Annotated in this window: 21 protein-coding genes; 13 read left to right on the forward strand and 8 right to left on the reverse strand. The window is 39.6% G+C overall.

Annotation, left to right across the window (positions count from 1 at the left end):
• Nucleotides 1-62 precede the first annotated feature (62 nt).
• Both J5F42_RS00980 and J5F42_RS00985 read left to right on the forward strand, forming a co-directional pair.
• Complete coding sequence (locus J5F42_RS00980) at nucleotides 63-1,292, forward strand: DUF874 family protein (RefSeq protein WP_283491393.1); 1,230 nt, start codon at nucleotides 63-65, stop codon at nucleotides 1,290-1,292.
• Between the two features lie 255 nt (nucleotides 1,293-1,547).
• Complete coding sequence (locus J5F42_RS00985) at nucleotides 1,548-2,597, forward strand: DUF874 family protein (RefSeq protein ID WP_283491394.1); 1,050 nt, start codon at nucleotides 1,548-1,550, stop codon at nucleotides 2,595-2,597.
• Nucleotides 2,598-2,739: 142 nt separating this feature from the next.
• On the opposite strand, the gene J5F42_RS00990 is transcribed toward J5F42_RS00985, so the two are convergent.
• Both J5F42_RS00990 and topA read right to left on the reverse strand, forming a co-directional pair.
• A complete protein-coding gene (locus tag J5F42_RS00990) occupies nucleotides 2,740-3,666 on the reverse strand; it encodes a radical SAM protein (RefSeq protein WP_283491395.1) in 927 nt (308 codons plus the stop codon).
• Entirely contained in the window at nucleotides 3,659-5,869 is a 2,211-nt protein-coding gene (gene topA, locus J5F42_RS00995) for a type I DNA topoisomerase (RefSeq protein ID WP_283491396.1), read from the reverse strand. Before topA ends, J5F42_RS00990 begins: the two co-directional genes overlap by 8 nt.
• 165 nt (nucleotides 5,870-6,034) lie before the next feature.
• On the opposite strand from topA, the gene J5F42_RS01000 reads away from it, so the two are divergent.
• Nucleotides 6,035-7,579: a flagellin B gene (locus tag J5F42_RS01000; RefSeq protein WP_000010011.1), complete on the forward strand. Its 1,545-nt coding sequence runs from the start codon at nucleotides 6,035-6,037 to the stop codon at nucleotides 7,577-7,579.
• Between the two features lie 60 nt (nucleotides 7,580-7,639).
• Entirely contained in the window at nucleotides 7,640-9,523 is a 1,884-nt protein-coding gene (locus tag J5F42_RS01005) for a motility associated factor glycosyltransferase family protein (RefSeq protein WP_283491397.1), read from the forward strand.
• An 8-nt stretch (nucleotides 9,524-9,531) separates the two neighbouring features.
• On the opposite strand, the gene J5F42_RS01010 is transcribed toward J5F42_RS01005, so the two are convergent.
• Complete coding sequence (locus J5F42_RS01010; protein ID WP_078257971.1) at nucleotides 9,532-9,828, reverse strand: hypothetical protein; 297 nt, start codon at nucleotides 9,826-9,828, stop codon at nucleotides 9,532-9,534.
• Nucleotides 9,829-9,848: 20 nt separating this feature from the next.
• The gene (locus J5F42_RS01015) at nucleotides 9,849-10,478 is read right to left on the reverse strand and encodes a class II aldolase and adducin N-terminal domain-containing protein (RefSeq protein ID WP_187232029.1); all 630 of its coding nucleotides are present in this window, start codon (nucleotides 10,476-10,478) and stop codon (nucleotides 9,849-9,851) included.
• A gap of 219 nt (nucleotides 10,479-10,697) precedes the next feature.
• Here J5F42_RS01015 and J5F42_RS01020 point away from each other — a divergent pair, with 219 nt between their 5' ends.
• From J5F42_RS01020 to dnaK, 3 genes are read left to right on the forward strand one after another with little or no spacing between them, the layout of a single operon-like run.
• Nucleotides 10,698-11,519, forward strand: coding sequence for an HrcA family transcriptional regulator (locus J5F42_RS01020; protein WP_283491398.1), 822 nt, complete (start codon nucleotides 10,698-10,700; stop codon nucleotides 11,517-11,519).
• A gap of 9 nt (nucleotides 11,520-11,528) precedes the next feature.
• Nucleotides 11,529-12,101: a nucleotide exchange factor GrpE gene (gene grpE, locus J5F42_RS01025; protein WP_283491399.1), complete on the forward strand. Its 573-nt coding sequence runs from the start codon at nucleotides 11,529-11,531 to the stop codon at nucleotides 12,099-12,101.
• A 30-nt stretch (nucleotides 12,102-12,131) separates the two neighbouring features.
• A complete protein-coding gene (dnaK, locus tag J5F42_RS01030) occupies nucleotides 12,132-13,994 on the forward strand; it encodes a molecular chaperone DnaK (RefSeq protein ID WP_078272189.1) in 1,863 nt (620 codons plus the stop codon).
• Between the two features lie 239 nt (nucleotides 13,995-14,233).
• On the opposite strand, the gene J5F42_RS01035 is transcribed toward dnaK, so the two are convergent.
• Nucleotides 14,234-14,815, reverse strand: a complete 582-nt coding sequence (locus J5F42_RS01035) for a hypothetical protein (RefSeq protein ID WP_283491400.1) — start codon at nucleotides 14,813-14,815, stop codon at nucleotides 14,234-14,236.
• A 114-nt stretch (nucleotides 14,816-14,929) separates the two neighbouring features.
• Here J5F42_RS01035 and J5F42_RS01040 point away from each other — a divergent pair, with 114 nt between their 5' ends.
• The 6 genes from J5F42_RS01040 (at nucleotide 14,930) to J5F42_RS01065 (ending at nucleotide 22,118) form a co-directional block, all read left to right on the forward strand.
• Nucleotides 14,930-15,847, forward strand: coding sequence for an O-acetylserine-dependent cystathionine beta-synthase (locus J5F42_RS01040; RefSeq protein WP_283491401.1), 918 nt, complete (start codon nucleotides 14,930-14,932; stop codon nucleotides 15,845-15,847).
• 24 nt (nucleotides 15,848-15,871) lie between these two features.
• A complete protein-coding gene (locus J5F42_RS01045; protein ID WP_283491402.1) occupies nucleotides 15,872-17,014 on the forward strand; it encodes a cystathionine gamma-synthase in 1,143 nt (380 codons plus the stop codon).
• Between the two features lie 29 nt (nucleotides 17,015-17,043).
• Nucleotides 17,044-17,511: an S-ribosylhomocysteine lyase gene (locus tag J5F42_RS01050; protein ID WP_198973069.1), complete on the forward strand. Its 468-nt coding sequence runs from the start codon at nucleotides 17,044-17,046 to the stop codon at nucleotides 17,509-17,511.
• 142 nt (nucleotides 17,512-17,653) lie between these two features.
• A complete protein-coding gene (locus tag J5F42_RS01055) occupies nucleotides 17,654-19,399 on the forward strand; it encodes a bifunctional metallophosphatase/5'-nucleotidase (RefSeq protein WP_283491624.1) in 1,746 nt (581 codons plus the stop codon).
• Between the two features lie 211 nt (nucleotides 19,400-19,610).
• Nucleotides 19,611-21,308, forward strand: coding sequence for a methyl-accepting chemotaxis protein TlpB (gene tlpB / locus J5F42_RS01060; protein WP_283491403.1), 1,698 nt, complete (start codon nucleotides 19,611-19,613; stop codon nucleotides 21,306-21,308).
• Between the two features lie 30 nt (nucleotides 21,309-21,338).
• A complete protein-coding gene (locus J5F42_RS01065; protein ID WP_097699538.1) occupies nucleotides 21,339-22,118 on the forward strand; it encodes a glycosyltransferase family 2 protein in 780 nt (259 codons plus the stop codon).
• Here the strand turns inward: J5F42_RS01065 and J5F42_RS01070 are convergent.
• From J5F42_RS01070 to tlpA, 3 genes are all read right to left on the reverse strand, one after another.
• The gene (locus J5F42_RS01070) at nucleotides 22,101-22,862 is read right to left on the reverse strand and encodes an outer membrane beta-barrel protein (protein WP_283491404.1); all 762 of its coding nucleotides are present in this window, start codon (nucleotides 22,860-22,862) and stop codon (nucleotides 22,101-22,103) included. The genes J5F42_RS01065 and J5F42_RS01070 overlap by 18 nt on opposite strands.
• A 117-nt stretch (nucleotides 22,863-22,979) precedes the next feature.
• A complete protein-coding gene (locus J5F42_RS01075) occupies nucleotides 22,980-24,086 on the reverse strand; it encodes an epoxyqueuosine reductase QueH (protein WP_283491405.1) in 1,107 nt (368 codons plus the stop codon).
• Nucleotides 24,086-26,113: a methyl-accepting chemotaxis protein TlpA gene (tlpA, locus tag J5F42_RS01080; protein WP_283491406.1), complete on the reverse strand. Its 2,028-nt coding sequence runs from the start codon at nucleotides 26,111-26,113 to the stop codon at nucleotides 24,086-24,088. The genes J5F42_RS01075 and tlpA overlap by 1 nt, the downstream gene beginning before the upstream one ends.
• Nucleotides 26,114-26,172: the final 59 nt, after the last annotated feature.

Below are 26,172 nucleotides of genomic sequence, written 5' to 3' on the forward strand. Positions count from 1 at the left end.
CGTATTAGTTTCCATGGTATAATTTTGAAAAGTGGGATTGTTTTTTGAAAAAAAGGTTGGTAATGGAATCAGTAAAAACAGGAAAAACAAGTAAAGTTGGCAAAAACACAGAGACAGCTGACACAAAGGCAAATAAAGAGACTCATTTTAAACAAGCGAGTGCCATTACAAATATAATCAGATCAATTGGTGGGTTTTTTACAAAAATTGCAAAGAAAGTTAGAGAACTTGTAAAAAAACACCCCAAGAAAAGCAATGCGGCATTAGTAGTATTGACCCATGTTGCATGCAAGAGGGCAAAAGAATTAGACGATAAAGTCCAGGATAAATCCAAACAAGCTGAAAAAGAGAATCAAATCAATTGGTGGAAATATTCAGGATTAACAATAGCGGCAAGTTTATTATTAGCCGCTTGTAGCGCTGGTGATACTGATAAACAGATAGAGTTAGAACAAGAAAAACAGAAGACAGAACAAGAACAACAGAAAACAGAACAAGAAAGACAAAAAGCAAATAAGAGTGGGATAGAGTTAGAACAAGAAAGACAGAAAACAAATAAGAGTGGGATAGAACTCGCTAATAGTCAAATAAAAGCAGAACAAGAAAGACAAAAGACAGAACAAGAAAAACAAAAAGCAAATAAGAGTGCGATAGAGTTAGAACAGCAAAAACAAAAGACAATTAATACACAAAGAGATTTGATTAAAGAACAGAAAGATTTCATTAAAGAAACAGAACAAAATTGCCAAGAAAAACATGGCCAATTGTTTATTAAAAAAGCAAGAATTAAGACCGGTATTACTACTGGTATTGCTATAGAAATAGAAGCTGAATGCAAAACCCCTAAACCCACAAAAACCAATCAAACCCCTATCCAGCCAAAACACCTCCCAAACTCTAAACAACCCCGCTCTCAAAGAGGATCAAAAGCGCAAGAGCTTATCGCTTATTTGCAAAAAGAGCTAGAATCTCTGCCCTATTCACAAAAAGCTATCGCTAAACAAGTGGATTTTTATAAACCAAGTTCTATCGCTTATTTAGAATTAGACCCTAGAGATTTTAACGCTACAGAAGAATGGCAAAAAGAAAATCTAAAAATACGCTCTAAAGCTCAAGCTAAAATGCTTGAAATGAGGAGTTTAAAACCAGACCCACAAGCCCACCTTTCAACCTCTCAGAGCCTTTTGCTCGTTCAAAAAATATTTGCTGATGTTAGTAAAGAAATAGAAGCAGTTGCTAATACCGAGAAAAAAGTAGAAAAAGCGGGTTATGGTTATAGTAAAAGGATGTAGGCATAAGAAAACACCATAAAATCGTTTTAGCTTCTAGAAGACATCAATCAGTTTCTTGCCATAGAAAAATCGCTTATTATTATTCCATTTAAAAGGGTGTGAGTTTAAGGTATAAGGAAAACTTGTATCAAGTTTTGTTAGAATGGATTAGAAAAATCTGATTGGATTGACCCTTACAATTTCTCAAACCAATTGTTTAATAGCGGTTAAATATGGCTATATACACTACAATAATAAGATTTTGAAAGGTTGGTAATGGAATCAGTAAAAACAGGAAAAACAAATAAAGTTGGCAAAAACGCAGAGACAGCTGACACAAAGGCAAGCAAAGAGACTCATTTTAAACAAGCGAGTGCCATTACAAATATGCTCCGATCAATTGGTGGGTTTTTTACAAAAATTATGAAGAAAGTTAGAGAACTTGTAAAAAAACACCCCAAGAAAAGCAATGCGGCATTAGTAGTATTAACCCATGCTGCATGCAAGAGGGCAAAAGAATTGGACGATAAAGTCCAGGATAAATCCAAACAAGCTGAAAAAGAGAATCAAATCAATTGGTGGAAATATTCAGGATTAACAATAGCGGCAAGTTTATTATTAGCCGCTTGTAGCGCTGGTGATATTGATAAACAAATAGAACTAGAACAAGAAAAAAAGGAAGCTGAAAACGCTAGGGATAGAGCAAACAAGAGTGGGATAGAACTAGAACAAGAAAAACAAAAGACAATTAATACACAGAAAGATTTCATTAAATACGCAGAACAAAATTGCCAAGAAAATCATGGCCAATTCTTTATTAAAAAAGGAGGAATTAAGGCTGGTATTGGTATAGAAGTAGAAGCTGAATGCAAAACCCCTAAACCTGCAAAAACCAATCAAACCCCTATCCAACCAAAACACCTTCCAAACTCTAAACAACCCCGCTCTCAAAGAGGATCAAAAGCGCAAGAGCTTATCGCTTATTTGCAAAAAGAGCTAGAATCTCTGCCCTATTCACAAAAAGCTATCGCTAAACAAGTGGATTTTTATAAACCAAGTTCTATCGCTTATTTAGAACTAGACCCTAGAGATTTTAAAGCTACAGAAGAATGGCAAAAAGAAAATCTAAAAATACGCTCTAAAGCTCAAGCTAAAATGCTTGAAATGAGGAGTTTAAAACCAGACTCACAAGCCCACCTTCCAACCTCTCAAAGCCTTTTGTTCATTCAAAAAATATTTGCTGATGTTAGTAAAGAAATAGAAGCAGCTGCTAATACCGAGAAAAAAGTAGAAAAAGCGGGTTATGGTTATAGTAAAAGGGTGTAGCGATTAAAACATTACACCAAGTTTTTAATTATTTTTCAGCTTTTGAGATCATTTTTTATGGTAGCGTTATTTGGTAATAAAAGGGATTCTTATTTAAAAGCTTAAACTATCCCTAAAGTAAGGTAAAACTTACAAATGGAGGTTAAAACGCACAATAAAACTCCAAAGAGCCGACTTTTTTAATCGTAATTTGCTTATGGTTTAATAAAGTTTCTAAATGCTTAAAAGCGTTAGAATCCAGTATTAAGGGGGCTTCTTCTGCACTTAAAGGGCGCCTGGAAATCAAAGCGAGCAATTCGTCCGCATCGCAAGAAATCAATTTTTTAGCTTGAGTAATGGATCGTTTAGGCAAACTCACGCAAAGCCCTTCAAAAAATAAAGAACATTTTAATAATTCATCTTCGCTCAATCTTGGGGCTTTAAAGCTTGAGGGCCTGTCTATGGTGCTTAAATCCACTCTGGCTATATTGATTTGTTTTAAAAAGGTAGCGATGAGCTTTAAATTATTCGCGCTATCATTCACGCCCTTAATTAACAGCACTTCAGCCACCAGTTGTCCCTGATAGATTTGAGAAAAGCGCAAAATCCCCTCTAAAATCTTGTTAATGTCTTTGGAATAAGGCTTATCCACTCTTTCAAAAGCTTTCAAATCAATAGCGTCTAAAGAAAATTTAACGATGTCAAATTCCTTTAAGGCTTGTTGGACTTTTGGCTCATAAAAGAGTGAGCCGTTGCTTAAAATCAAAGTTTTAATACCCTTTAAAAAAGGCTTGATGCTTTGGATAAGCTCTAATAAATGAGGGTATAGCGTGGGTTCGCCATTAGCGGTAATGGTTAAAACATCAATGGGGGTAGCAAGGTTGTTTAAGGCGTTTTGAATGGCGTTAATCAAGGTTTCTACTTTTATCACTTCTTTCATGCGTTCAATGGGCTTGGCTTTACCCAATTCGCAATAAATGCAATTGTAATTGCATTGTTTTTTAGAGGGCGATAAATCCACGCCCAAAGACTTCCCAAAACGCCTGGATAAAATAGGCCCAAAAACGACAGGCGGATTTTCTTTAGCCATTATCTTCCTCTAAAAACACGCGTTCTTTGCATTTGATGCATTCATGCGCCTTTTTTTTGCGATAGATCCTTTCACTCATTAAATAATGGCATTTCTCACAACGCTTGTTGATGGGCTTATGGTTGGATAAAAAATTGCATTTAGGGTAATTGTTGCAGCCATAAAACGAGCCTTTCCTGCTCCTTTTTAAGGCAATATCCCCCCCGCATTCTGGGCATTTCACGCCTTCTATTGTTTCTTTGGCGTTAGGGGTGTTTTTTAACGATTTGGTGTTTTTGCATTCAGGGTAGTTGTTGCAAGCCAAAAACGCCCCGTTTCTGCTGAATTTTTGCACCATTTCCCCTCCGCATTTTTCGCACAATTCTTGATTGGCTCCATCGTGAGCGTTTTCAGCTTGTTTGACATATTTGCATTTAGGGTAATTGTTACAAGCGATAAACTCCCCATAACGGCTATTCTTTTTGACTAATTCCCCCCCGCATTTAGGGCATGATTGGCCGGTTTTTTCATGCACTTTTTGAGAGATGATATTCTTTTTCCCGGCTTCAATTTTATCCATAAAAGGGTAGTAAAAGTCCTTTAAGACTTGCTGGTAGTCGGCTTTATTTTGAGCGATATTGTCTAGTTCCTCTTCTAAAGAAGCGCTGAATTTGGAATCCACAATCTCTTCAAAATGCTTTTCTAAAATTTCTATCACTTTAAAAGCGCTCTCTAAAGCGCTGATTTGCTTTTTTTCTACCTTAATATAGTCTCTGTTTTGTAAGAGGGAAATCGTTGGGGCGTAGGTGCTAGGCCTGCCTATGCCTAAACTTTCTAAAACTTTAATCAAACTCGCTTCTGAATAGCGTGCTGGAGGCTCTGTAACATGGGCGTTGCTCTCTAATTTTTCTAATTTAATGGGGTCATTTTCTTTCAAATTGGGGAGCAATTTGTCCTTATCGTCATTGCCTAAAATTTTATAATAGCCATCAAAAAGGAGTTTCCTCCCACTAGCTTTAAACTCGCCTTTTTCGCAAGCCACAACCACGCTTTGGCTTTCAAAAAGAGCGTCTTGCATTTGAGAAGCTAAAAAGCGTTTGTAAATTAAGGCATAGAGTTTTAATTCTTCAGGCTTAAGGTAGTCTTTTAAAGCGTTTGGCTCTAAAATAATAGAAGTGGGCCTGATCGCTTCATGGGCTTCTTGGGCGTTTTTATTCTTGCTGGAATAGACTTTGGCTTTAGGGGGTAAGTAGTCTTTGCCATAATCTTTTAAAATCTTATTCCTCGCTTCTTCTAAAGCCTCTTTAGCGATATTCAAGCTATCAGTCCTCATGTAAGTGATCACCCCCATAACGCCTTGCGGGGTGGCTACGCCTTCATATAACTTTTGAGCGATACTCATGGTTTTTGTGGGCGAAAAGCCTAAAAGACTGGAAGCGCTTTGCTGTAAAGTGGAAGTCATGAAGGGGGGCGGTGTGGGGGATTTTTTGGACTTTTTAATAATGCTAGAAATAATATAGCTTTCTTTTTCCAATTCGCTTTTAATCTCATGGGCTTTTTTTTCATCAATCAACTCTTGGGCTTTGAGTTTGTTGCCCTTATAGCTGATGAGTTGCGCTTCTAAATGCGACTCAAAGTAAGCGTCTAGCGTGAAGTAGGTTAGAGGCTTAAAGGCTTTGATTTCCCTTTCTTTATCAATCACAAGCTTTAAAGCCGCACTCTGCACCCGTCCAGCGCTCAAACCTTTAGTGATTTTTGATGAAATCAACGAGCTGAGCTTAAAACCCACGATTCGATCTAAAAAGCGTCTGGCTTGTTGGGCATTGACCTTAGACATGTCAATTTTTCGTGGGGTTTTTAGAGCGTTTAAAATCGCATTTTGCGTGATCTCATGAAAAACAATCCTAGGATAGCTCTCCAATTTCCCCCCAATCAAGCATGCCACATGATAGCCTATCGCTTCCCCTTCTCGGTCTTCATCGGTAGCGATGTAGGTGGTAGATGCCTTTTTAGAAAGCTCTATGATCTGTTTGACAAGCTCTTTATGGTCTTTATCCACGACATAATTAGGGGTAAAGCCTGTTTCATCAATCTTAATGCCTAAAGCGAATTTGGATAAATCCCTAACATGCCCTTTAGAGGCGATGACTTCGTAATTTTTATCCAAAAAATTTTTAATGGTTTTGGCTTTTGCTGGGGATTCTACAATAATAAGGTGCTTCATGGAACGCCTTTAATGGAATGTTTATACCTATTAATGAATGATTGTAGCATAGAATTTTGACTAAACGATTCATTAAACCATAAAAACCATAACAGCGTTAAAAATCAAAGAGTTGGAACACCCTTTGCTTGACTAACAGCAAATATCTATGCAAAGGATGCAAACATGAGTTTTAGGATAAATACCAATATCGCCGCTTTAACTTCTCATGCGGTAGGGGTTCAAAACAACAGAGACCTTTCAAGCTCGCTTGAAAAGTTAAGCTCAGGGCTTAGGATCAATAAAGCCGCTGATGATTCTAGTGGGATGGCGATCGCTGATAGCTTAAGGAGTCAAAGCGCGAATTTGGGTCAAGCGATCCGCAATGCTAATGACGCTATTGGTATGGTTCAAACCGCAGATAAAGCGATGGATGAGCAAATCAAAATCTTAGACACCATTAAAACCAAAGCCGTTCAAGCCGCTCAAGATGGGCAAACTTTAGAAAGCCGAAGAGCGCTCCAAAGCGATATTCAAAGGTTGTTAGAAGAACTAGACAATATCGCTAACACCACAAGCTTTAACGGCCAACAAATGCTTTCAGGAAGTTTTTCTAACAAAGAATTTCAAATTGGCGCGTATTCTAACACCACGGTTAAAGCGTCCATTGGCTCAACGAGCTCAGATAAGATTGGGCATGTGCGCATGGAAACCTCTTCTTTTAGCGGTGCAGGCATGCTCGCTAGCGCAGCGGCGCAAAACTTGACTGAAGTGGGATTGAATTTCAAACAAGTCAATGGCGTGAACGATTATAAGATTGAAACCGTGCGCATTTCTACAAGCGCTGGCACTGGGATTGGGGCGTTAAGCGAGATCATCAATCGCTTTTCTAACACCTTAGGCGTTAGGGCTTCTTATAATGTCATGGCTACCGGCGGCACTCCCGTGCAATCAGGAACCGTTAGGGAGCTCACCATTAATGGCGTAGAAATTGGAACCGTGAATGATGTGCATAAAAACGACGCTGACGGGAGGTTGACTAATGCGATCAACTCCGTCAAAGACAGGACCGGTGTGGAAGCGAGCTTGGATATTCAAGGGCGCATTAATTTGCACTCCATTGATGGGCGCGCAATATCAGTGCATGCAGCGAGCGCGAGCGGTCAGGTTTTTGGGGGAGGGAATTTTGCAGGGATTTCTGGGACACAGCATGCGGTGATTGGGCGCTTAACCTTAACTAGAACCGACGCCAGAGACATCATTGTGAGCGGTGTGAATTTTAGCCATGTGGGCTTTCATTCCGCTCAAGGGGTGGCAGAATACACCGTGAATTTGAGAGCGGTTAGGGGTATTTTTGATGCGAATGTGGCTTCAGCAGCCGGAGCGAACGCTAATGGTGCGCAAGCGGAGACCAATTCTCAAGGTATAGGGGCTGGGGTAACAAGCCTTAAAGGGGCGATGATTGTGATGGACATGGCGGATTCAGCGCGCACGCAATTAGACAAGATCCGCTCGGATATGGGTTCGGTGCAAATGGAATTGGTTACCACCATTAATAATATTTCTGTAACCCAAGTGAATGTTAAAGCGGCTGAATCTCAGATCAGAGACGTGGATTTTGCTGAAGAGAGCGCGAACTTTTCTAAATACAATATTTTGGCGCAAAGCGGGAGTTTTGCTATGGCGCAAGCGAATGCGGTGCAACAGAATGTCTTAAGGCTTTTACAATAACAGCCCTTGATTCAAAGGGGCGTTAGCCCTTTTTATCAGTTATTTTTATAAGTTAGAATGATGGATATTTATCAAAAAAACTTGCAAGCTCTTTTCAAAAAAGACCCTCTCTTATTCGCAAAGCTCAAAGCCATTAAAGAAAACAAAAAATACGAAGTGTTTTTAGGGAATGATAGCGCGAATTTCAATCTCTTAGATAAAGAAACAAACACGCCCTTATTTGAAAAAAGCCCGCTAGATTCAAGCTTAGAGCTATACAAAAATAGCGAAATTTACATGCTTTATCCTTATTTGTATTATTTTGGCTTGGGTAATGGGGTATTTTATCGCTTGCTTTTAGGTAATGGCAATTTAAAACGCTTGGTGGTCATTGAGCCTGAAATAGAAATTATTTTCATTGTGTTGAATCTTTTGGATTTTTCCACTGAGATTTTAGAAAATCGTTTGATTTTGTTGCATGCAAGTTTTTGCAATTACAACATGATCGCTTCATTGTTTGATATGGATAAAAAGTCTCGTTTATACGCAAGAATGTATGATTTAAAACTTTTTAACGCTTATTATGAACGATACTCCCATCAAATGATAGAAATCAACCAGCATTTCACGCGCGCTTTAGAGCATGGCGCTATTAGCGTAGGCAATGACGCTAAAGACGCGCTCATAGGCATCAAACAGCATGCCGCTAATTTGCCTGAAGTCATCAAAAGCCCTAGTTTGGTGGATTTTGTGAACGCTTTAAAAAACAGAGACACCGCTATTATCGTTTCAACCGGGCCTAGTTTAAATAAGCAACTCCCCCTTTTAAAAGAAATCGCTCCTTATGCGACGCTTTTTTGCATAGACGCTTCTTTCCCTATTCTAGCCAGAGCCGGTATCAAGCCTGATATTGTGCTGTCTTTAGAAAGGGTGGATTTAACGGCGAAATTCTACGAAGAAACCCCCTTAGATTTTCAAGAAGGCGTTATTTTTGCTCTGACTTCCATTGTGCATAAACGATTGATTCAAGCGATTAAAAAGGGGGTTAAGCAATTCAGTTTCCGCCCCTTTGGCTATACCAACCTTTTTGATTTGCACCAGTATGGTTATGTGGGCATAGGCATGAGCGCAGCGAACATGGCGTATGAATTAGTGGTGCATTCTCGTTTCAAAAGGTGCGTGTTTATCGGGCAAGATTTGAGCTTTTCACAAAGCGGTAACAGCCACGCTAGTGGGGCGATTTATGGCGATAGAGAGATCAAGCCTAAAAAGGATAAAGACAAGATCTTTATAGAAAAATATGGGGGTAATGGGGAAGTAGAGACCACTTTAGTGTGGAAACTTTTCTTAGAATTTTTTGAAAAAGATATTTTCAACACGCCCTATAAATTAGAAGTCATTAACGCTACTGAAGGGGGGGCTAGGATTAAAGGGACTAAAGAAATGCCCTTTAAAGAAGTGTGTGAAAGAATAGATAAATCCAAGCCAAAGCCTCCTATCAATCTTATTTATCCCACCCGATCAGAGCAAGATAAAAATTTAAAGATTGCCAAGCAAAAATGCGAAGAAATCATCAAATACGCCAATGAGAAAAAAACGCAAGTTGAAGAAACGTTTTTAAAGGTGGCAGAGTTTTTAGAAAAAGTGGAAAAGCTTCATGAAGAAAAAAAATTAGAAGAGTTGGATTTTAAGGAATTAGAAAATTTGAGCGCTGAAATTGATAATATTAAAGAGCTTTTTGACGACAAGCGATTCAATTCGTATTTTATGGATGCGATACAATCTTACATCTTCCACCAGGAATTGCACATCGCTGAAATCGTGTGTAAAAAAACGAATAATGAAGACGAATTAAGGGCTAAGCAATTAGAATACATTTACGCACACAAATACTGGCTTTTTAGTTTAGCGGGTGGGATGGATTGCGTGATAGAAGCGATCAAAATGGCTTTGAAGGAATGGTAAAATCCTTTTTAAGCATATGTGTCTAGTCTGGAATAAATTTCAGGGATATTTTCGCCATCAACAAGGTTTTTCTCAACTTGGGATTTATCTTTAATCTCGCCGTCGTTATTGATAGCGTTTAAAGCTTGTAACCGGTCAAAATCGGGGGCGTTTTGCGTATTATTTTGACTGAAACCATCTTGAATACTGCTTTGTTGTAAATCCTGCTCTACTTGATTCCTATCCTTTATGGTTGCATCATTATTGATATTGTTTAAGGTTTGGAGCTGTGTGAAATTGGGGGTGTAATGGGTGTTGATGGTCATGTTTTATCCTTTTTAGCTTTTTACACGCTCAATCGTGGATCATCATTATAGCAATAATCCATTAAATCGCCCAATCGTAAAACCTTGCATGAGTTTTCAATCAAATCAAAAACTTCCATGAGTTTAGAAAGCTCTCTGTGGTAGGCAAAAATCCCACACCCCTTAATGAAAACAAAATATTTTTTGCTCTCTTGTAATTGGCGTAAAATTTCTGTATCCGCTCTTTCTTGCCAGCTGTCATAGTCTTTGGGGTTAAAAATGGAAATTTCTTCGCCCAAAGAACGATACCCTAAATAATCCCTAGGGAGCAATCGGTTGTGGCGCAAGGAATACGCCAAACTATAAGGAGGGCGTGCATAAGCGATGAATTTAGCGTCCAAAAACTCCCTATACACGCTCGCATGAATGGGCGAATCCAGACTCGCTTCTTTCCAGCGATAATCCATCTTGTCATGCAAAACCAATAAGGTGTTTTCATTCAATTGATCAAAAACAGCGTTTCTTTTATTGATCACAAATTGATTCGTGCCAATGCGCGCTGAGATAGAGCCTTGATAAAGCCCAAAAAAACCCTTTCTAAACATGGATAATGAAATGCTTTTGAGCGAATGAATCAGATTGCTGTCAATGCCTCTTGTGTGTGTGTTCATGTTTAACATGATAACAAGTTTTTTTAATAAAAGGTATTAGTTGCCCAATAGATCTAAATTAAATCAACTCTATAAAAAATCCTAATTTAATGCTAGTAAATAAATTTAGTGATATAGACTAAAGTTTAAAGAAAAATCGGGTAATTTTTATCACTTTTTCAAAACAAGTGATAGATTATTAACTTTTTGCGCTATAATGCGAGGGTTCTTTCATCAAGAATGGTGATTGACGAGATTTTTCAAATAATGATGTTAAGAAGAATTAAAGTAGGTTCTGATTTGAATAAAAAAGAGAGTTTGTTAGATGCGTTTGTTAAAACCTATCTGCAGATTTTAGAACCCATTAGCTCTAAACGCTTAAAAGAGTTGGCAAACTTGAAAATATCTTGTGCGACAATCAGGAATTATTTTCAAATCCTTTCTAAAGAAGGCATGCTCCATCAAGCCCATTCTAGCGGCGCTAGATTGCCTACTTTTAAGGCGTTTGAAAACTATTGGCACAAGTCGTTGCACTTTGAAGTTTTAAAGGTGAATGAAAAACGCTTAAAAAGCGCGAGTGAAAATTTTGGGCTTTTTACGCTGTTAAAAAAACCCAGTTTGGAGCGTTTAGAAAGAGTCATTGAGTGCGAAAAACGCTTTTTGATTTTGGATTTTTTGGCGTTTTCTTGCACGCTGGGTTACAGCGTTAAAATGGAGAAGTTTTTATTAGAACTTGTGGGCAGGAGCGTTAAAGAAGTGCGCTTAATCGCTGCTTCTGTCAACGCGTTGAGTTTGGCCAGACAATTAGAACGTTTGGAGTATTCCAGCACACAAATGACACGCTTTAATCTAATGGGGTTAAAAACGCTTTTAAACAGCCCTTTATTTTTTGACATTTTAGAGGGTAAGGTTTTGGAGCGTTTGAAAAAGGGTTTGCATTTTATAGAGCCTGATTGCATGCTGGTAATACGCCCCATAGAATTTCAAAACAAACGAATGCAACTACTTTGCGTGGGGAAATTGGAATGCGATTATGAAGGGTTTTTTCAAACGATTTCTTAAGGAGGAATAATGAAAGATGAACACAACCAAGAACACGATTTAAGCCCAAAAGAGCCAGAGTCTTATCAAAAGGCTTGCACTTGTAAAGGACAACAAGGTGGAGAAAAGCAAGAAGCGCACGAAAAAGAAGGCGAGATCAGGGAAGATTTTGAGCTTAAATATAAAGAAATGCACGAAAAATATTTGAGGGTGCATGCGGATTTTGAAAACGTGAAAAAGCGCTTAGAAAGAGACAAGAGCATGGCGTTAGAGTATGCGTATGAAAAAATCGCATTGGATCTATTGCCGGTGATTGATGCGCTTCTTGGGGCTCATAGAAGCGCTGTAGAAGTGGATAAAGAGAGCGCTTTAACCAAAGGCTTGGAGCTTACGATGGAAAAGCTGCATGAAGTTTTGGCAAGGCATGGCATTGAGGGGATTGAATGCTTAGAAGAATTTGATCCCCATTTCCACAATGCGATCATGCAAGTCAAAAGCGAAGAAAAAGAAAACGGGAAAATCGTGCAGGTTTTGCAACAGGGTTACAAGTATAAGGGTAGGGTTTTGAGGCCGGCAATGGTGAGCATTGCTAAAAACGATTAAAACATTTATTTTAATAAGAAAGGATAACGCATGGGAAAAGTTATTGGAATTGATTTAGGGACAACCAACTCCGCAATGGCGGTGTATGAAGGCAATGAAGCAAAGATTATTGCGAATAAAGAGGGTAAAAACACCACTCCTTCTATTGTGGCTTTTACGGATAAGGGCGAGATTTTAGTGGGCGAGAGTGCCAAAAGACAAGCGGTAACCAATCCAGAAAAAACCATTTATTCTATTAAAAGAATCATGGGCTTAATGTTTAATGAAGATAAGGCTAAAGAAGCTGAAAAACGCTTGCCTTATAAGATTGTGGATAGGAATGGGGCTTGCGCGATTGAGATTTCGGGTAAAGTTTATACCCCTCAAGAGATTTCAGCCAAAATTTTAATGAAGCTCAAAGAAGACGCTGAAAGTTATTTGGGCGAGAGCGTTACGGAAGCGGTTATCACGGTTCCGGCTTATTTTAACGACAGCCAACGAAAAGCGACTAAAGAAGCCGGCACGATTGCAGGGCTTAATGTTTTAAGGATCATCAATGAGCCTACCAGCGCAGCGTTAGCCTATGGCTTGGATAAAAAAGAGAGCGAAAAAATCATGGTTTATGATTTGGGTGGGGGGACTTTTGATGTTACCGTTTTAGAAACAGGCGATAATGTCGTGGAAGTTTTAGCCACAGGGGGCGATGCGTTCTTAGGAGGCGATGATTTTGACAATCGTGTGATTGATTTTTTAGCGGCTGAGTTTAAAAACGAAACGGGCATTGAGATTAAAAACGATGTGATGGCGTTGCAACGCCTGAAAGAAGCGGCTGAAAACGCTAAAAAAGAACTAAGCTCTGCGATGGAGACTGAAATCAATTTGCCCTTTATCACAGCGGACGCTACCGGGCCTAAACACTTGGTTAAAAAACTCACTAGGGCTAAATTTGAAAGCCTAACAGAAGATCTCATGGAAGAAACGATTTCTAAAATTGAAAGCGTGATCAAAGATGCAGGGCTAACCAAAAATGAGATTTCAGAAGTGGTGATGGTGGGAGGCTCTACTCGTATCCCTAAAGTCCAAGAAAGGGTGAAAGCGTTTATTAATAAAGATTTGAATAAAAGCGTCAATCCTGATGAGGTCGTAGCGGTGGGCGCGAGCATTCAAGGGGGCGTGTTAAAAGGCGATGTGAAAGATGTGCTTTTATTAGATGTTACGCCTTTAAGCCTTGGGATTGAAACTTTAGGGGGCGTGATGACTAAAGTGATTGATAGAGGCACGACTATTCCTGCGAAAAAATCTCAAGTGTTCTCAACCGCTGAAGACAACCAGCCCGCTGTGTCCATTATGGTTTTACAAGGCGAAAGGGAATTGGCAAGGGATAATAAATCGTTGGGTAAATTTGATTTGCAAGGCATCGCTCCCGCTCCAAGAGGCGTGCCGCAAATTGAAGTAACCTTTGATATTGACGCTAACGGGATTTTAACCGTTTCAGCGCAAGATAAAAATACCGGCAAAAGCCAAGAGATTAAAATTTCTGGATCTAGTGGGTTGTCTGATAGCGAAATTGAAAAAATGGTGAAAGACGCTGAATTGCACAAAGAAGAAGATGCTAGGAAAAAAGAAGTGATTGAAGCGAGAAACCATGCCGATAGTTTGGCGCACCAAACCCAAAAGAGCCTTGATGAGCATAAGGCGAATTTGAATGAAAACGACGCTAACGAGATCCAAAACGCCATTAACGCCCTTAAAGATTGTATCAAAAACGATAACGCCACTAAAGCGGAGCTTGAAGACAAAACCAAAGCGTTAGCGCAAGCGGCTCAAAAACTAGGCGAAGCCATGGCGAATAAAAACAACGCCGAGCAGCCCAAGAAAAAAGACGATGATGTGATTGATGCGGAAGTGGAGTGAAACGCTTTTAAAACTTCTTTCAAGCGAGCGGTTTTAATGAAAACCCGCTTGCTTTTCTCATTTTCATCAATGGGATACCAATTATAAAATATAAAAGACACTCAAAGCGTTTTTTTAATCCAAATATCAAAGCTTGATTGTAACCAAACGATAGCTTTTTTAAGGTTTAGCTTAAAAAGCGTTGGTGGGATTTTAGGAAAATCCCTTAGGGGAGTTCCTTTTTGGTATGGGGTTGTTTCTCAATGGCTTGCGCTAGATGGCTCTAATTCAAAAAACGCAGTAGGGATTTGATTAAATTCGTTAGCAAAGCGTAAAAAATCGTTGGTAATGTTTTCAAGATCGACTTCTAAATCGTCATAGCTCTCTTGATAATAAGCGTCTCCATCAGGATCAATGATTTTGTCATACGCTAGGCATTTTTGACACTCTTTTTCCCCATTCTCCTCTATGGATCGACCTATACAAAGATCGATCTTTTCTGCATCATTGCGCCAATAGTAAGCAAGCCAAATAAAAAAACCTTTTTTTGGGGTTGGTTTTTCACGATTGACAAATCCTTCCCCTAAAATATCCTGACGGCAAAAGGCGATTGATGGCTCATGGGATAAACGCCCATGGCTGCCAGGACTGATTTTGCACGCATAACCCCATGGCGTTAAAAACTTGTTCAGCCCGTTTTGGCATGAACCATACTTTGGTATTTTTGGAGTTCTGCCTGTTTGTTTTTCCTCTTGCGCTTTAGTGTTTATTAACGCTGTAAATTCTCTTAACAAGTCCTGAAACGCTTTTCTTTGCTCCTCATTCCATTCTATCGTTTTCATTGAAAGCTCCTTAATCCATCTCAATAAACCAACATTTTATCCTAAACTTATTCCATTTAACGAGTTTAGGCATAATCGCAAAATTGAATTTTATTGTTTGTTATAGGAGGAATGATGATTATCACCACAATGCAAGACGCCATAGGCCGCACTCCCGTTTTTAAATTCACTAACAAGGATTACCCCATTCCATTAAATTCCGCCATTTACGCCAAACTAGAGCATCTAAACCCGGGAGGGAGCGTTAAAGATCGCTTAGGCCAATATCTCATAAAAGAAGCGTTTAGAACGCACAAAATCACTTCCACAACGACCATCATTGAGCCTACTGCAGGCAATACCGGCATCGCTCTAGCTTTAGTGGCGCTCAAGCACCACTTAAAAACCATCTTTGTTGTCCCGGAAAAATTCAGCACAGAAAAACAACAAATCATGAGAGCTTTGGGGGCTTTAGTAATCAACACGCCTACTAGCGAGGGGATTTCTGGCGCCATTAAAAAAAGTAAAGAGTTAGCCGAAAGTATCCCTGATAGCTATTTGCCCTTGCAATTTGAAAACCCTGATAATCCCGCAGCCTACTACCACACCCTAGCCCCTGAGATTGTCCAAGAATTAGGCACAAATCTTACGAGCTTTGTAGCCGGGATAGGGAGTGGTGGCACTTTTGCTGGCACGGCTAGGTATTTGAAAGAGCGCATCCCTAATATTCGCTTGATTGGGGTGGAGCCGGAGGGTTCTATTTTGAATGGAGGCGAGCCTGGGCCTCATGAGATTGAGGGCATTGGCGTGGAGTTCATCCCTCCTTTTTTCGCAAACTTGGATATTGATCGTTTTGAAACGATCTCAGATGAAGAGGGTTTTAGCTACACTAGGAAATTAGCCAAGAAAAACGGCTTATTAGTGGGGAGCTCTAGCGGGGCAGCTTTTGTGGCAGCATTGAAAGAAGTGCAACGCCTCCCCGAAGGCAGCCAGGTTTTAACCATTTTCCCGGATGTTGCCGATCGTTATCTTTCTAAAGGTATTTATTTATAAAAATTCAATAAAAAAGGAAAAACCATGCGCATGCAAACAAAACTAATCCATGGGGGCATTAGTGAGGACGCCACAACGGGGGCGGTGAGCGTGCCTATTTATCAAACTTCCACCTACCGCCAAGACGCCATAGGCCGCCATAAGGGCTATGAATACTCTCGCTCAGGCAACCCCACGCGCTTTGCTTTAGAAGAACTCATCGCCGATTTAGAAGGGGGGGTTAAGGGGTTTGCTTTTGCTTCTGGATTAGCTGGAATCCACGCCGTTTTTTCCCTCTTGCAATCAGGCGATCATGTGTTGTTGGGCGATGATGTCTATGGGGGGACTTTCCGCTTGTTTAATAAAGTGCTTGTCAAAAACGGGCTTTCTTGCACCATTATAGACACTAGCGATCTATCCCAAATCAAAAAGGCTATCAAGCCCAACACCAAAGCCCTTTATTTAGAAACCCCTAGTAACCCTTTGCTTAAAATCACGGATTTAGCGCAATGCGCCAGTGTCGCTAAAGATCATCATTTGCTCACTATCGTGGATAACACCTTTGCCACCCCCTATTGCCAAAACCCGCTTCTTTTGGGAGCGGACATTGTGGTGCATAGCGGCACAAAATATTTAGGCGGGCATAGCGATGTGGTTGCCGGTCTTGTAACCACTAATGATGAAGCGCTAGCCCAAGAGATCGCTTTTTTCCAAAACGCTATCGGTGGGGTTTTAGGCCCTCAAGACAGCTGGCTGTTGCAAAGAGGGATTAAAACGCTAGCATTACGCATGCAAGCCCATCAAAAAAACGCTCTTTGCGTGGCTGAGTTTTTAGAAAAACACCCTAAAGTGGAAAGGGTTTATTACCCGGGTTTGCCCACCCACCCTAATTACGAGCTAGCCAAAGCCCAGATGCGTGGCTTTAGCGGGATGCTCTCTTTCACCCTCAAAAATGACAGCGAGGCGACTCTTTTTGTAGAAAGCCTTAAATTATTCATTTTAGGCGAGAGTTTGGGCGGGGTGGAAAGTTTGGTGGGGATTCCGGCATTTATGACCCATGCGTGTATCCCTAAAGCGCAACGAGAAGCTGCCGGGATTAGAGATGGCTTGGTGCGCTTGTCTGTGGGGATTGAGCATGAACAGGATTTGTTAGAAGATTTAGAGCAAGCGTTCGCTAAAATAGGCTAAAATTTACCATTTATAAAGGAGTTAAAAACATGAAAACACCAAAAATGAATGTAGAGAGTTTTAATTTGGATCACACCAAAGTCAAAGCCCCTTATGTGCGTGTCGCTGATCGCAAAAAGGGCGCTAATGGGGATGTGATTGTCAAATACGATGTGCGCTTCAAGCAACCCAACCAAGATCACATGGACATGCCTAGCCTGCACTCTTTAGAGCATTTAGTCGCTGAGATCATCCGCAACCATGCCAATTATGTCGTGGATTGGTCGCCTATGGGTTGCCAAACGGGATTTTATCTCACGGTGTTAAACCATGACAATTACACAGAGATTTTAGAGGTTTTAGAAAAGACGATGCAAGACGTGTTAAAGGCTACAGAAGTGCCTGCCAGCAATGAAAAGCAATGCGGTTGGGCGGCTAACCACACTTTAGAGGGTGCTAAGAATTTAGCACGCGCTTTTTTAGACAAACGCGCTGAGTGGTCTGAAGTGGGGGTTTGATTGGTTTGGGGAATGATTTTACTCCCCTACCCCCTTACCCGTTTTACCCATTTAGGCGTTACATTCCAATCAAAAATCGTCGTATCAGTGTTAATATTATGTAAAAATTAATGCAATGAATCTCTTTTATGGAAGGATTTCAATGAGAAAATGGATTTTGGTCATCTTTTTAACGCTAACGCTTTCAGTATCTGCAAAAGAAGTCAAAATCGTGTTTTTAGAAACTTCAGACATTCATGGGCGGCTTTTTTCGTATGATTATGTGATTGGCGAACAAAAACCCAATAATGGTTTGACAAGGATTGCGACTTTAATCAAAAAGCAGAGGGCTGAGAATAAAAATGTGGTTTTGATTGACAGCGGGGATTTGTTGCAAGGCAATAGCGCGGAGTTGTTTAACGATGAGCCTATCCACCCGCTAGTTAGAGCCGAAAACGATTTGAAATTTGACATTCGTGTGCTTGGGAATCACGAGTTTAATTTCAGTAAAGATTTTTTAGAGAAAAACATTAAGGGGTTTAATGGCGGTGTCGTGAATGCGAATATTATCAAAATTGCGGACAATAAGCCGTTTGTGAAGCCTTATATGATTAAAAAAATTGATGGCGTGAGGGTGGCGGTTGTGGGGTTTTTGGTGCCGCATGTCCCAACTTGGGAGGCCTCTACGCCTGAACATTTTGCAGGGTTGAAGTTTTTGGACGCTGAAGAAGCGTTGAAAAAGACCTTGAAAGAGTTAAAAGGGAAGTATGATATTTTGATTGGTGCTTTTCATTTGGGGCGAGAAGATGAGAAAGGTGGCGATGGGATACCTGATTTAGCGAAAAAATTCCCGCAATTTGACATCATTTTTGCAGGGCATGAGCATGCGGTTTATAACACTAAAATAGGAAAGGTGCATACCATTGAGCCTGGAGCGTATGGGGCTTATTTGGCAAAGGGCGTGGTGGTGTTTGACACCCAAACGAAGAAAAAAATCGTAACGACTGAAAATTTACCCACAAAAGATGTTCCAGAAGATGAAGAATTAGCGAAAAAATACGAATATGTGGATAAAAAATCAAAAGAATACGCTAATGAAGTGGTCGGCGAAGTGACAAAAACCTTTATTGACAGGCCTGATTTTATCACAGGAGAAGAAAAAATCACCACGATGCCAACCGCCGCCTTGCAAGAAACACCGGTGATAGAATTGATCAACAAAGTGCAAAAATATTATGCAAAAGCCGATGTTTCAGCGGCAGCCTTATTCAATTTTGGGGCGAATTTGAAAAAAGGGCCTTTCAAAAGAAAGGATGTCGCCTATATTTACAAGTTCGCTAATACGCTCATTGGGGTGCATATCACGGGTGAAAACCTGTTGAAATACATGGAATGGTCGTATCAATTTTACAACCAGTTGCAACCGGGGGATTTGACGATCAGTTTTAATGAAAATGTTCGCGGCTATAACTTTGACATGTTTTCTGGCGTGAAATACCAAGTTGATGTTACCAAACCCGCCGGGCAAAGAATCATTAATCCGACAATTAACAACAAACCCATTAACCCTAAAGCGGTGTATAAATTAGCGATCAACAATTACCGATTCGGGACATTATCCACGACTTTAAAATTGGTTACAGACGCTGATAGGTATTATGATTCTTACGATGAACTGCAAGATAACGGGCAAATACGGGATTTGATTATTAAATACATCACTGAAAAAAAAGGTGCAAAAGTAACCCCTGAACTGGAGCATAACTGGGAAATCATCCACTACGATTTCAAAAACCCGTTGTTGGAAAGATTGGCAGAAAAATTAAAAGAGGGGAGCGTCAAAATCCCCACTTCAAAAGACGGGAGGACTTTGAATGTCAAATCCATTAAGGAAAGTGAAGTTAAATAAGATTTTTTATTTTTATTATTTATTCTTTAAGCCTAACTTAAAAAAGGGTGTTCTATAATCCTATTGTTGGCTTTTCACTTTGTTAGCGGTTTTCAAACCACCGGATTTTAATTTTACTTTGCGCCACTCATTTTTCGGGGGGGGGGGGGTGCATTTGGAGGCTAAACTCTAAAATTAGGGTTTGACTTAAAAATGATTTATTAGGAGATAAATGATGTTTGCTTCAGTATTTGCTTCGCTAGGGACTCGTATCATGCTGGTCGTGTTAGCCGCTCTTTTAGGTTTAGGGGGGCTTTTTATTGGTTTTGTAAAGGTTATGCAAAAAGATGTGTTAGCGCAACTCATGGAGCATTTAGAAACCGGGCAATACAAAAAGCGTGAAAAAACGCTCGCTTACATGACAAAAATTATTGAACAGGGCATTCATGAGTATTACAAAAGTTTTGATAATGCTACTGCAAGAAAAATGGCGTTAGATTATTTCAAACGCATTAACGACGATAAGGGCATGATTTATATGGTGGTGGTGGATAAAAACGGGGTGGTGCTGTTTGATCCAGTCAATCCTAAAACCGTAGGCCAATCAGGGCTTGACGCTCAAAGCGTTGATGGGGTGTATTATGTTAGGGGGTATTTGGAGGCGGCTAAAAAAGGGGGAGGTTACACTTATTATAAAATGCCCAAATACGATGGGGGCGTGCCGGAGAAAAAATTCGCCTACTCGCATTATGATGAGGTTTCTCAAATGGTGATCGCAACGACTTCTTATTACACTGACATTAACACCGAAAATAAAGCGATCAAAGAAGGCGTGAATAAGGTTTTTAATGAAAACACCACGAAATTATTCCTTTGGATACTGACAGCGACGATAGCGTTAGTGGTTTTGACGCTCATATACGCTAAACTAAGGATCGTGAAACGCATTGATGAACTGGTCCTTAAAATCAACGCTTTTAGCCATGGGGATAAGGATTTGAGGGCCAAAATTGATGTGGGTGATCGCAACGATGAAATCTCGCAAGTGGGCCGTGGGATCAATTTGTTTGTGGAAAACGCCCGCTTGATTATGGAAGAGATTAAAGGGATTTCCACTTCCAATAAAACTTCAATGGATAAATTAGTCCAAATCGCGCAAGAAACCCAAAAGAGCATGAAAGATTCATCAACCACCTTAAATTCCGTAAAAAATAAAGCCACGGATGTAGCGAGCATGATGAATATTTCCATAGAGCAGTCTCAAGGGTTAAGGAAGCGTTTGATTGAAACGCAAGGGCTTGTCAAAGAGAGCAAGGATGCGATCGGGGATTTATTTTCTCAAATCATAGAGAGCGCGCACACTGAAGAGGAACTCTCTAGCAAAGTGGAGCAATTAAGCCGTAACGCTGATGATGTCAAATCCATTTTGGATATTATCAATGATATTGCCGATCAAACCAATCTTTTAGCCCTAAATGCCGCTATTGAAGCCGCAAGAGCCGGCGAGCATGGCAGAGGCTTTGCGGTGGTGGCTGATGAAGTTAGGAATTTAGCCGGGCGCACTCAAAAGTCTTTAGCCGAAATCAATTCCACTATCATGGTGATTGTCCAAGAAATCAATGATGTGAGTTCGCAAATGAATCTCAATTCGCAAAAAATGGAGCGCTTGAGCGATATGAGTAAAAGCGTGCAAGAAACTTACGAAAAAATGAGTTCTAATTTAAGCTCAGTCGTGCAAGACAGCAATCAAAGCATGGACGATTACGCCAAATCCGGACGCCAAATTGAAGCTATGGTAAGCGATTTTGTAGGAGTGGAAGAAGTGGCTTCTAAAACTTTAGCGGATTCTTCAGATATTTTAAACATCGCTACGCATGTGAGTGGAACGACCATGAATTTAGACAAACAAGTGAATTTGTTTAAAACTTAATCAGGGGGAGTTTATTAAAAAAGGGTTGGATTGTTAAAAGTTTCTGTGATCACGGCGTGTTTTAATAGCGAAAAAACCATTGAAGACACCATTCTTTCCGTGCTTCATCAAACTTATAAAAACATTGAATACATCATTATAGACGGGGCTAGCACGGATAGCACTTTAGAAATCATCCAAAAATATAAGGATAGAATCGCTTGCGTGGTGAGTGAAAAAGATAAGGGCATTTATGACGCTATGAATAAAGGCATAAAGCGTTCTAGTGGGGATATTATCGCTTTATTGAATAGCGATGATTTTTATATTGATGAGTTTGTGATAGAAAAAGTGGTGCATGAGTTTGAAAACAAAAATTGCGATAGCGTGTATGCGGATCTGGTTTTTGTCAAACCGGATCGTTTAGAAAAAGTGGTCCGTTATTATGAAAGCGGGGAGTTTAACCCTAAAACCTTGCTTTATGGCGTGGTGCCAGCCCACCCCACGCTCTTTGTTAAAAAAGCCATTCATGAACGCTACGGGCTATACAAAACCGATTATAAAATTTCAGCGGATTTTGAGATGATCATCCGCTTGTTTGTGGTGCAAAAAATAAGCTTTTCTTACTTGAAAGAAGTGTTAGTGGTGATGCGCACCGGGGGAGTTAGCACGAGCGGGTTTAAAAGCCTTTTATTAAGGAATAAAGAAAACATAAGAGCATGTAAAGAAAACGGCATTCAAGCGAATGTTTTTTCCATGTTTTTGAAATACCCTAGGAAAATCATGGGCTTATTTAAAAGGGGAAAAGGGGGATTAAAACGAAACGATTAAAGAAAGATTAGCGTTAAATCGTGGCTTGAATCTTTCTTGATGGTTATTGTAGGTGTAAAAAACATTTCTCACTAAGGGCATTTCAATCCCTAACTGCAAAGACAAATAGCCGATAAAATCCACGATAAAACCAAAACGCAAAGGGACTTGAAAAAAGGTTTTCTTGGTTCTTGGGATAATCGTTGTGATAGCACCGGTTTTAATCGTATCCACTAACAACACCCCTTGTTCTAAAGCGATCCCTAAATAACTCCTAAAACGATAAATATTTTTATCTACAAAAATCCAAGAAAAATCTAACGCGCCCCCATAATTTTGCACCATTAGGATTTGAGGCTGGGAGAGCGAAACAGAATGGAAATAGTTATAGACGCTAAAGATTCTAAAACCGACTTTAGGGTGGTTTCTTAAAAAATGCTCTAAACCGGTAGCGGTGTTAAACCCTATACTATTGGCTACAAAAGTCAAGCTTTGATTAGAAGTTGAAAAAGTGGCTTGCGAATAGTTGTACCCAAAAATAAAGAAAAATTTAAGGCTTTTTTCTAAAGCCCTTTTTAAGATTTGCTGGTTTTTGTCTAAGATTTGCTGTTTTTCATTGTTTTTATCAATAGTTAGGGGTTTGGGTTTGTCATCGTCATTCTTGTTTTTAAAATTTTCTAAGAATTTAGACCAAGTGATTTCATTAGCTTCTAAAAAGAGTGGATTCAACGATAAAAAGAGATAAATACTAAATAGAGTTTTCAAATACAGCCTTAAACTTTTTACGGCTATTGTGCCTAATTATCTTAAATTAACTTTAAATTACTTGCATGTTTTTACTATAACCCTACTTACACGCAACGCTATATTTTAAAATTTAGCTTAGAGCAAATAAAACACCTTTTCTTCTTGAAAAATACTTTTAATTTCTACAAAAAGGGTCTTTTCTGTGCGTTCTTCTAGCACGATAATAGGGTTAATACTCTCGCTCCCGCTCACTAACGCCCTTAAAGACAACTCTTCTTCATAACTTAAGGGGTTAAGGTTTAACTCTTTTAAAGTATCGTAGTTTTTTGCCATAAGGGTATTAAGGCCCTCTAAAGTTAAAAACAGGGTTTCATCTCTTTGGCTATAGCCCACTAGAGCGCTTAAACGCTGAGAAAAAACCCACCTTAAATCGTTGATCCTAACCTTAGCCTTGCTTTTAGAGCGCGCTAGAATGTAGCAATTCAAGGGGTTTGAATTTTTAGAAAGCCACACGCCCCCATTCAATAAGCGGTAAGTTGCGATCGTTTTTTGGGCTAAAAAAGGCTTATTGCCATTCTTTTTAGCTGTTTCTAATGTTCTAAAAACTTGCGTCCTTTCTTCAATACTTGCGGGTAAAATCTGGCGTTTTAAAGGCGAGTAAAGCTCAAAGGGGCTTCTGTTTTGGGATTCTTTTTGGATTTTTAAAGCGAATTGGCAACCGCAATAATTTTGCCGATAAAGCTCATTTTCTCTCGCCAAAGCTTGCAAGTTTAAATCCAACTCGCTCTTGAAATGTTCAAAATTATCGTTTCTAAACACAACAAATTCCAAATTGTGCCTTTGCGCGATGTGTTGTCCCTTAGCGATGAGCTGGTTAGGGTCTTTTTTAGGGCTTGTGAGTAAGGTGGTGGTGAATTTTTCTTCTCCTAATTCAAAGGCTTTCAACGCGCTCGCTTCTAAGCGTAAATCAAAGCACTCAAAACAGCGTTCGCTTTTTTCCCCTAACAATTCCTTACCCTTAGCTTTATCTAAAAATTTTTCTAATTCATAATCGCCCTCAAGCAATTCAATTCCTAGCATCTCGCAAGTGCGTTTCACGTCTTCTAAACGCAACAAGTATTCGCTATAAGGGTGGATATTGGGGTTATAAAAAAACCCTATGATTTTTTCACCCGCAAAAGCCTCTTTAGCCTTTTTTAAAAAATAGAGATTATCCACTGAGCAACAAATATGAATGAGCATTAAAACTGCTTTTTATTCACATCTTCTAAAATATCGTTAGAGACTTTGTCAATTTCTTGACTGATTTCTAACGAATCGCTAGCGATTTTTAGATTGCCCTCAATAACTGATCTTAAGGCTTCAATAGAAGCGTTGATTTCTTCCACTTCTTTAACCTGATTTTTAATGCTTTCGCTCGTGTCTGAAATGCTTTGAACGAGGATATTGATATTAGCTTCAATTTCGCTGAGCGATTTTTGCGTCCTTTCAGCGAGCTTTCTCACCTCATCAGCCACTACCGCAAAGCCTCTGCCATGCTCGCCGGCTCTTGCGGCTTCAATAGCGGCGTTTAGGGCTAAAAGATTGGTTTGATCGGCAATATCTCTAATGATTTCTACAATGCTTTTAATGTCTTGCCCTTGTTCAATCATGGCTTCACTTTGAGAGCTCACGCCTTGAATGGAAGTGGTGATATTTTCTATCGTTTTAGAAGTTTCCATCAAGCTTTTGTGTTGGGAGTTTGAAGCCTTTTCTAAATTTTGCACGCATTCTTTTAAATTCGCGCTATCGTTCGCTAAATCTTTGGCAAAATTAGACGAAGTTTCTAGCATTTTTTGGATTTCTTGCCCTAAAGCGTTGGTAACCAATTCCACCCTACCCGAAGCGTTTTGGATTCGGCCTCTAAAATCCAAACCAGAATAGCTTTCAAAGATTTTGAAAATGCTTGGCATGTGAGTCCCTACGCTTTCTTGCAAATAATCCATGATCCCATTTAGCGCGTCCCTCAATTCTTTCAAATCAGGGCTTGCGGGCTCAGCCGTGATGCGCACCGCAAAATTCCCTGCTTTCACGTCTGAAACCACTTTAATGGTGTCTTGGACGGCTTGCCTGTCTTCTTGCATGGTTTTTTGGGTTTGCAAGATATTTTTATTGATCGCTGTTTGCATGCGCCCTAATTCGTCATTAGATTTCGCTTCAACCAATTTAATACCGCTGGAATTGGCTTGATTGTTCAATAATTTGAAGAAATGAGATAAGGTGCTAGAAACGACTTCCAAACGATTGCTCACAATCGTTCGCATTAAGAGAGTGATCGCTATAATCAAGGCTAACACCATGATAGCGCTCGCTACAATCACCACAAAACGCACCGATCCTACTTGCTCATAGACCTTGTCTTTTTCAATGATTAAAGCGATCATCCAATTAAGATTGTCTTTACTTTCTGTTTTGCCTAGCATTTTAAAGGTTTCAACGGCTAAAAAATTTTCCTTATGGCTAAAGGGATCCAGGTATTCTAAAGTCGCTTTAGAGCCGTTTTCTAAAATTGCCAGCACTTCGTTGGTGGCTTTAGGCACGCTCTTATAAATTTCTGCGATAGATTTGTCTTGCAAACTCTTATTCGCGCTCAAAAGCACTTTACCCTTAACGCCAATTAAAAACAAATCGCTCCTGTTTTTAGTGATTTCATTACTGAAGCTGTCAATAGAAAAGAAAATCATCAAAGCCCCTACAGCCTCTTGAGTGTTTTCATTCAATAAAGGTAAAAGAATATCAACCCCATAAACTTCCGCCCCATTAGGCATTTTCCTATAATAAGGCAAGCTTTTAGAAATTTCTTTATTTTTCATCGCTTTTTGCGCTAAAGGGTTATTCCCCAATGACGGATTTTCCATTAATTTAATCGTATCGTTATCCCTTAAAAGCGTTAATCTTAAATCTTCTCTGTTTTTAAAAAATATGCTCACCCCAGCGACATGCGAATTGGCTAAAATGAAGTTTTTTAACAAGTGGATTTTGATTTCTCTTTTGGTGTCTTTAGGGAGCATTTCTTTGACAATGCCCATGCTCGTATAAGTGTTTTCCAAAACCCCTTGCACTTCCTTAACCTTAAAATGCAAACTATCTTGCATAGAACGCAAGGTGTTTTCTTTTAAAATCTCTTTCACCCTGCTGTTTAAGGACACCCCTAAAATGCTCACGCACACGATCACAATCAACGCCACCCACAATATGATTTTATTACCGATACTCAAACCTTTAGACAAAACACAACCTTACTATGATGAATTTTTTGCCCATTTGCGGCAAAATTTTAAACCGCATT

Source organism: Helicobacter pylori (assembly GCF_030062585.1).
GTDB classification, from domain to species: Bacteria; Campylobacterota; Campylobacteria; order Campylobacterales; family Helicobacteraceae; genus Helicobacter; species Helicobacter pylori_CN.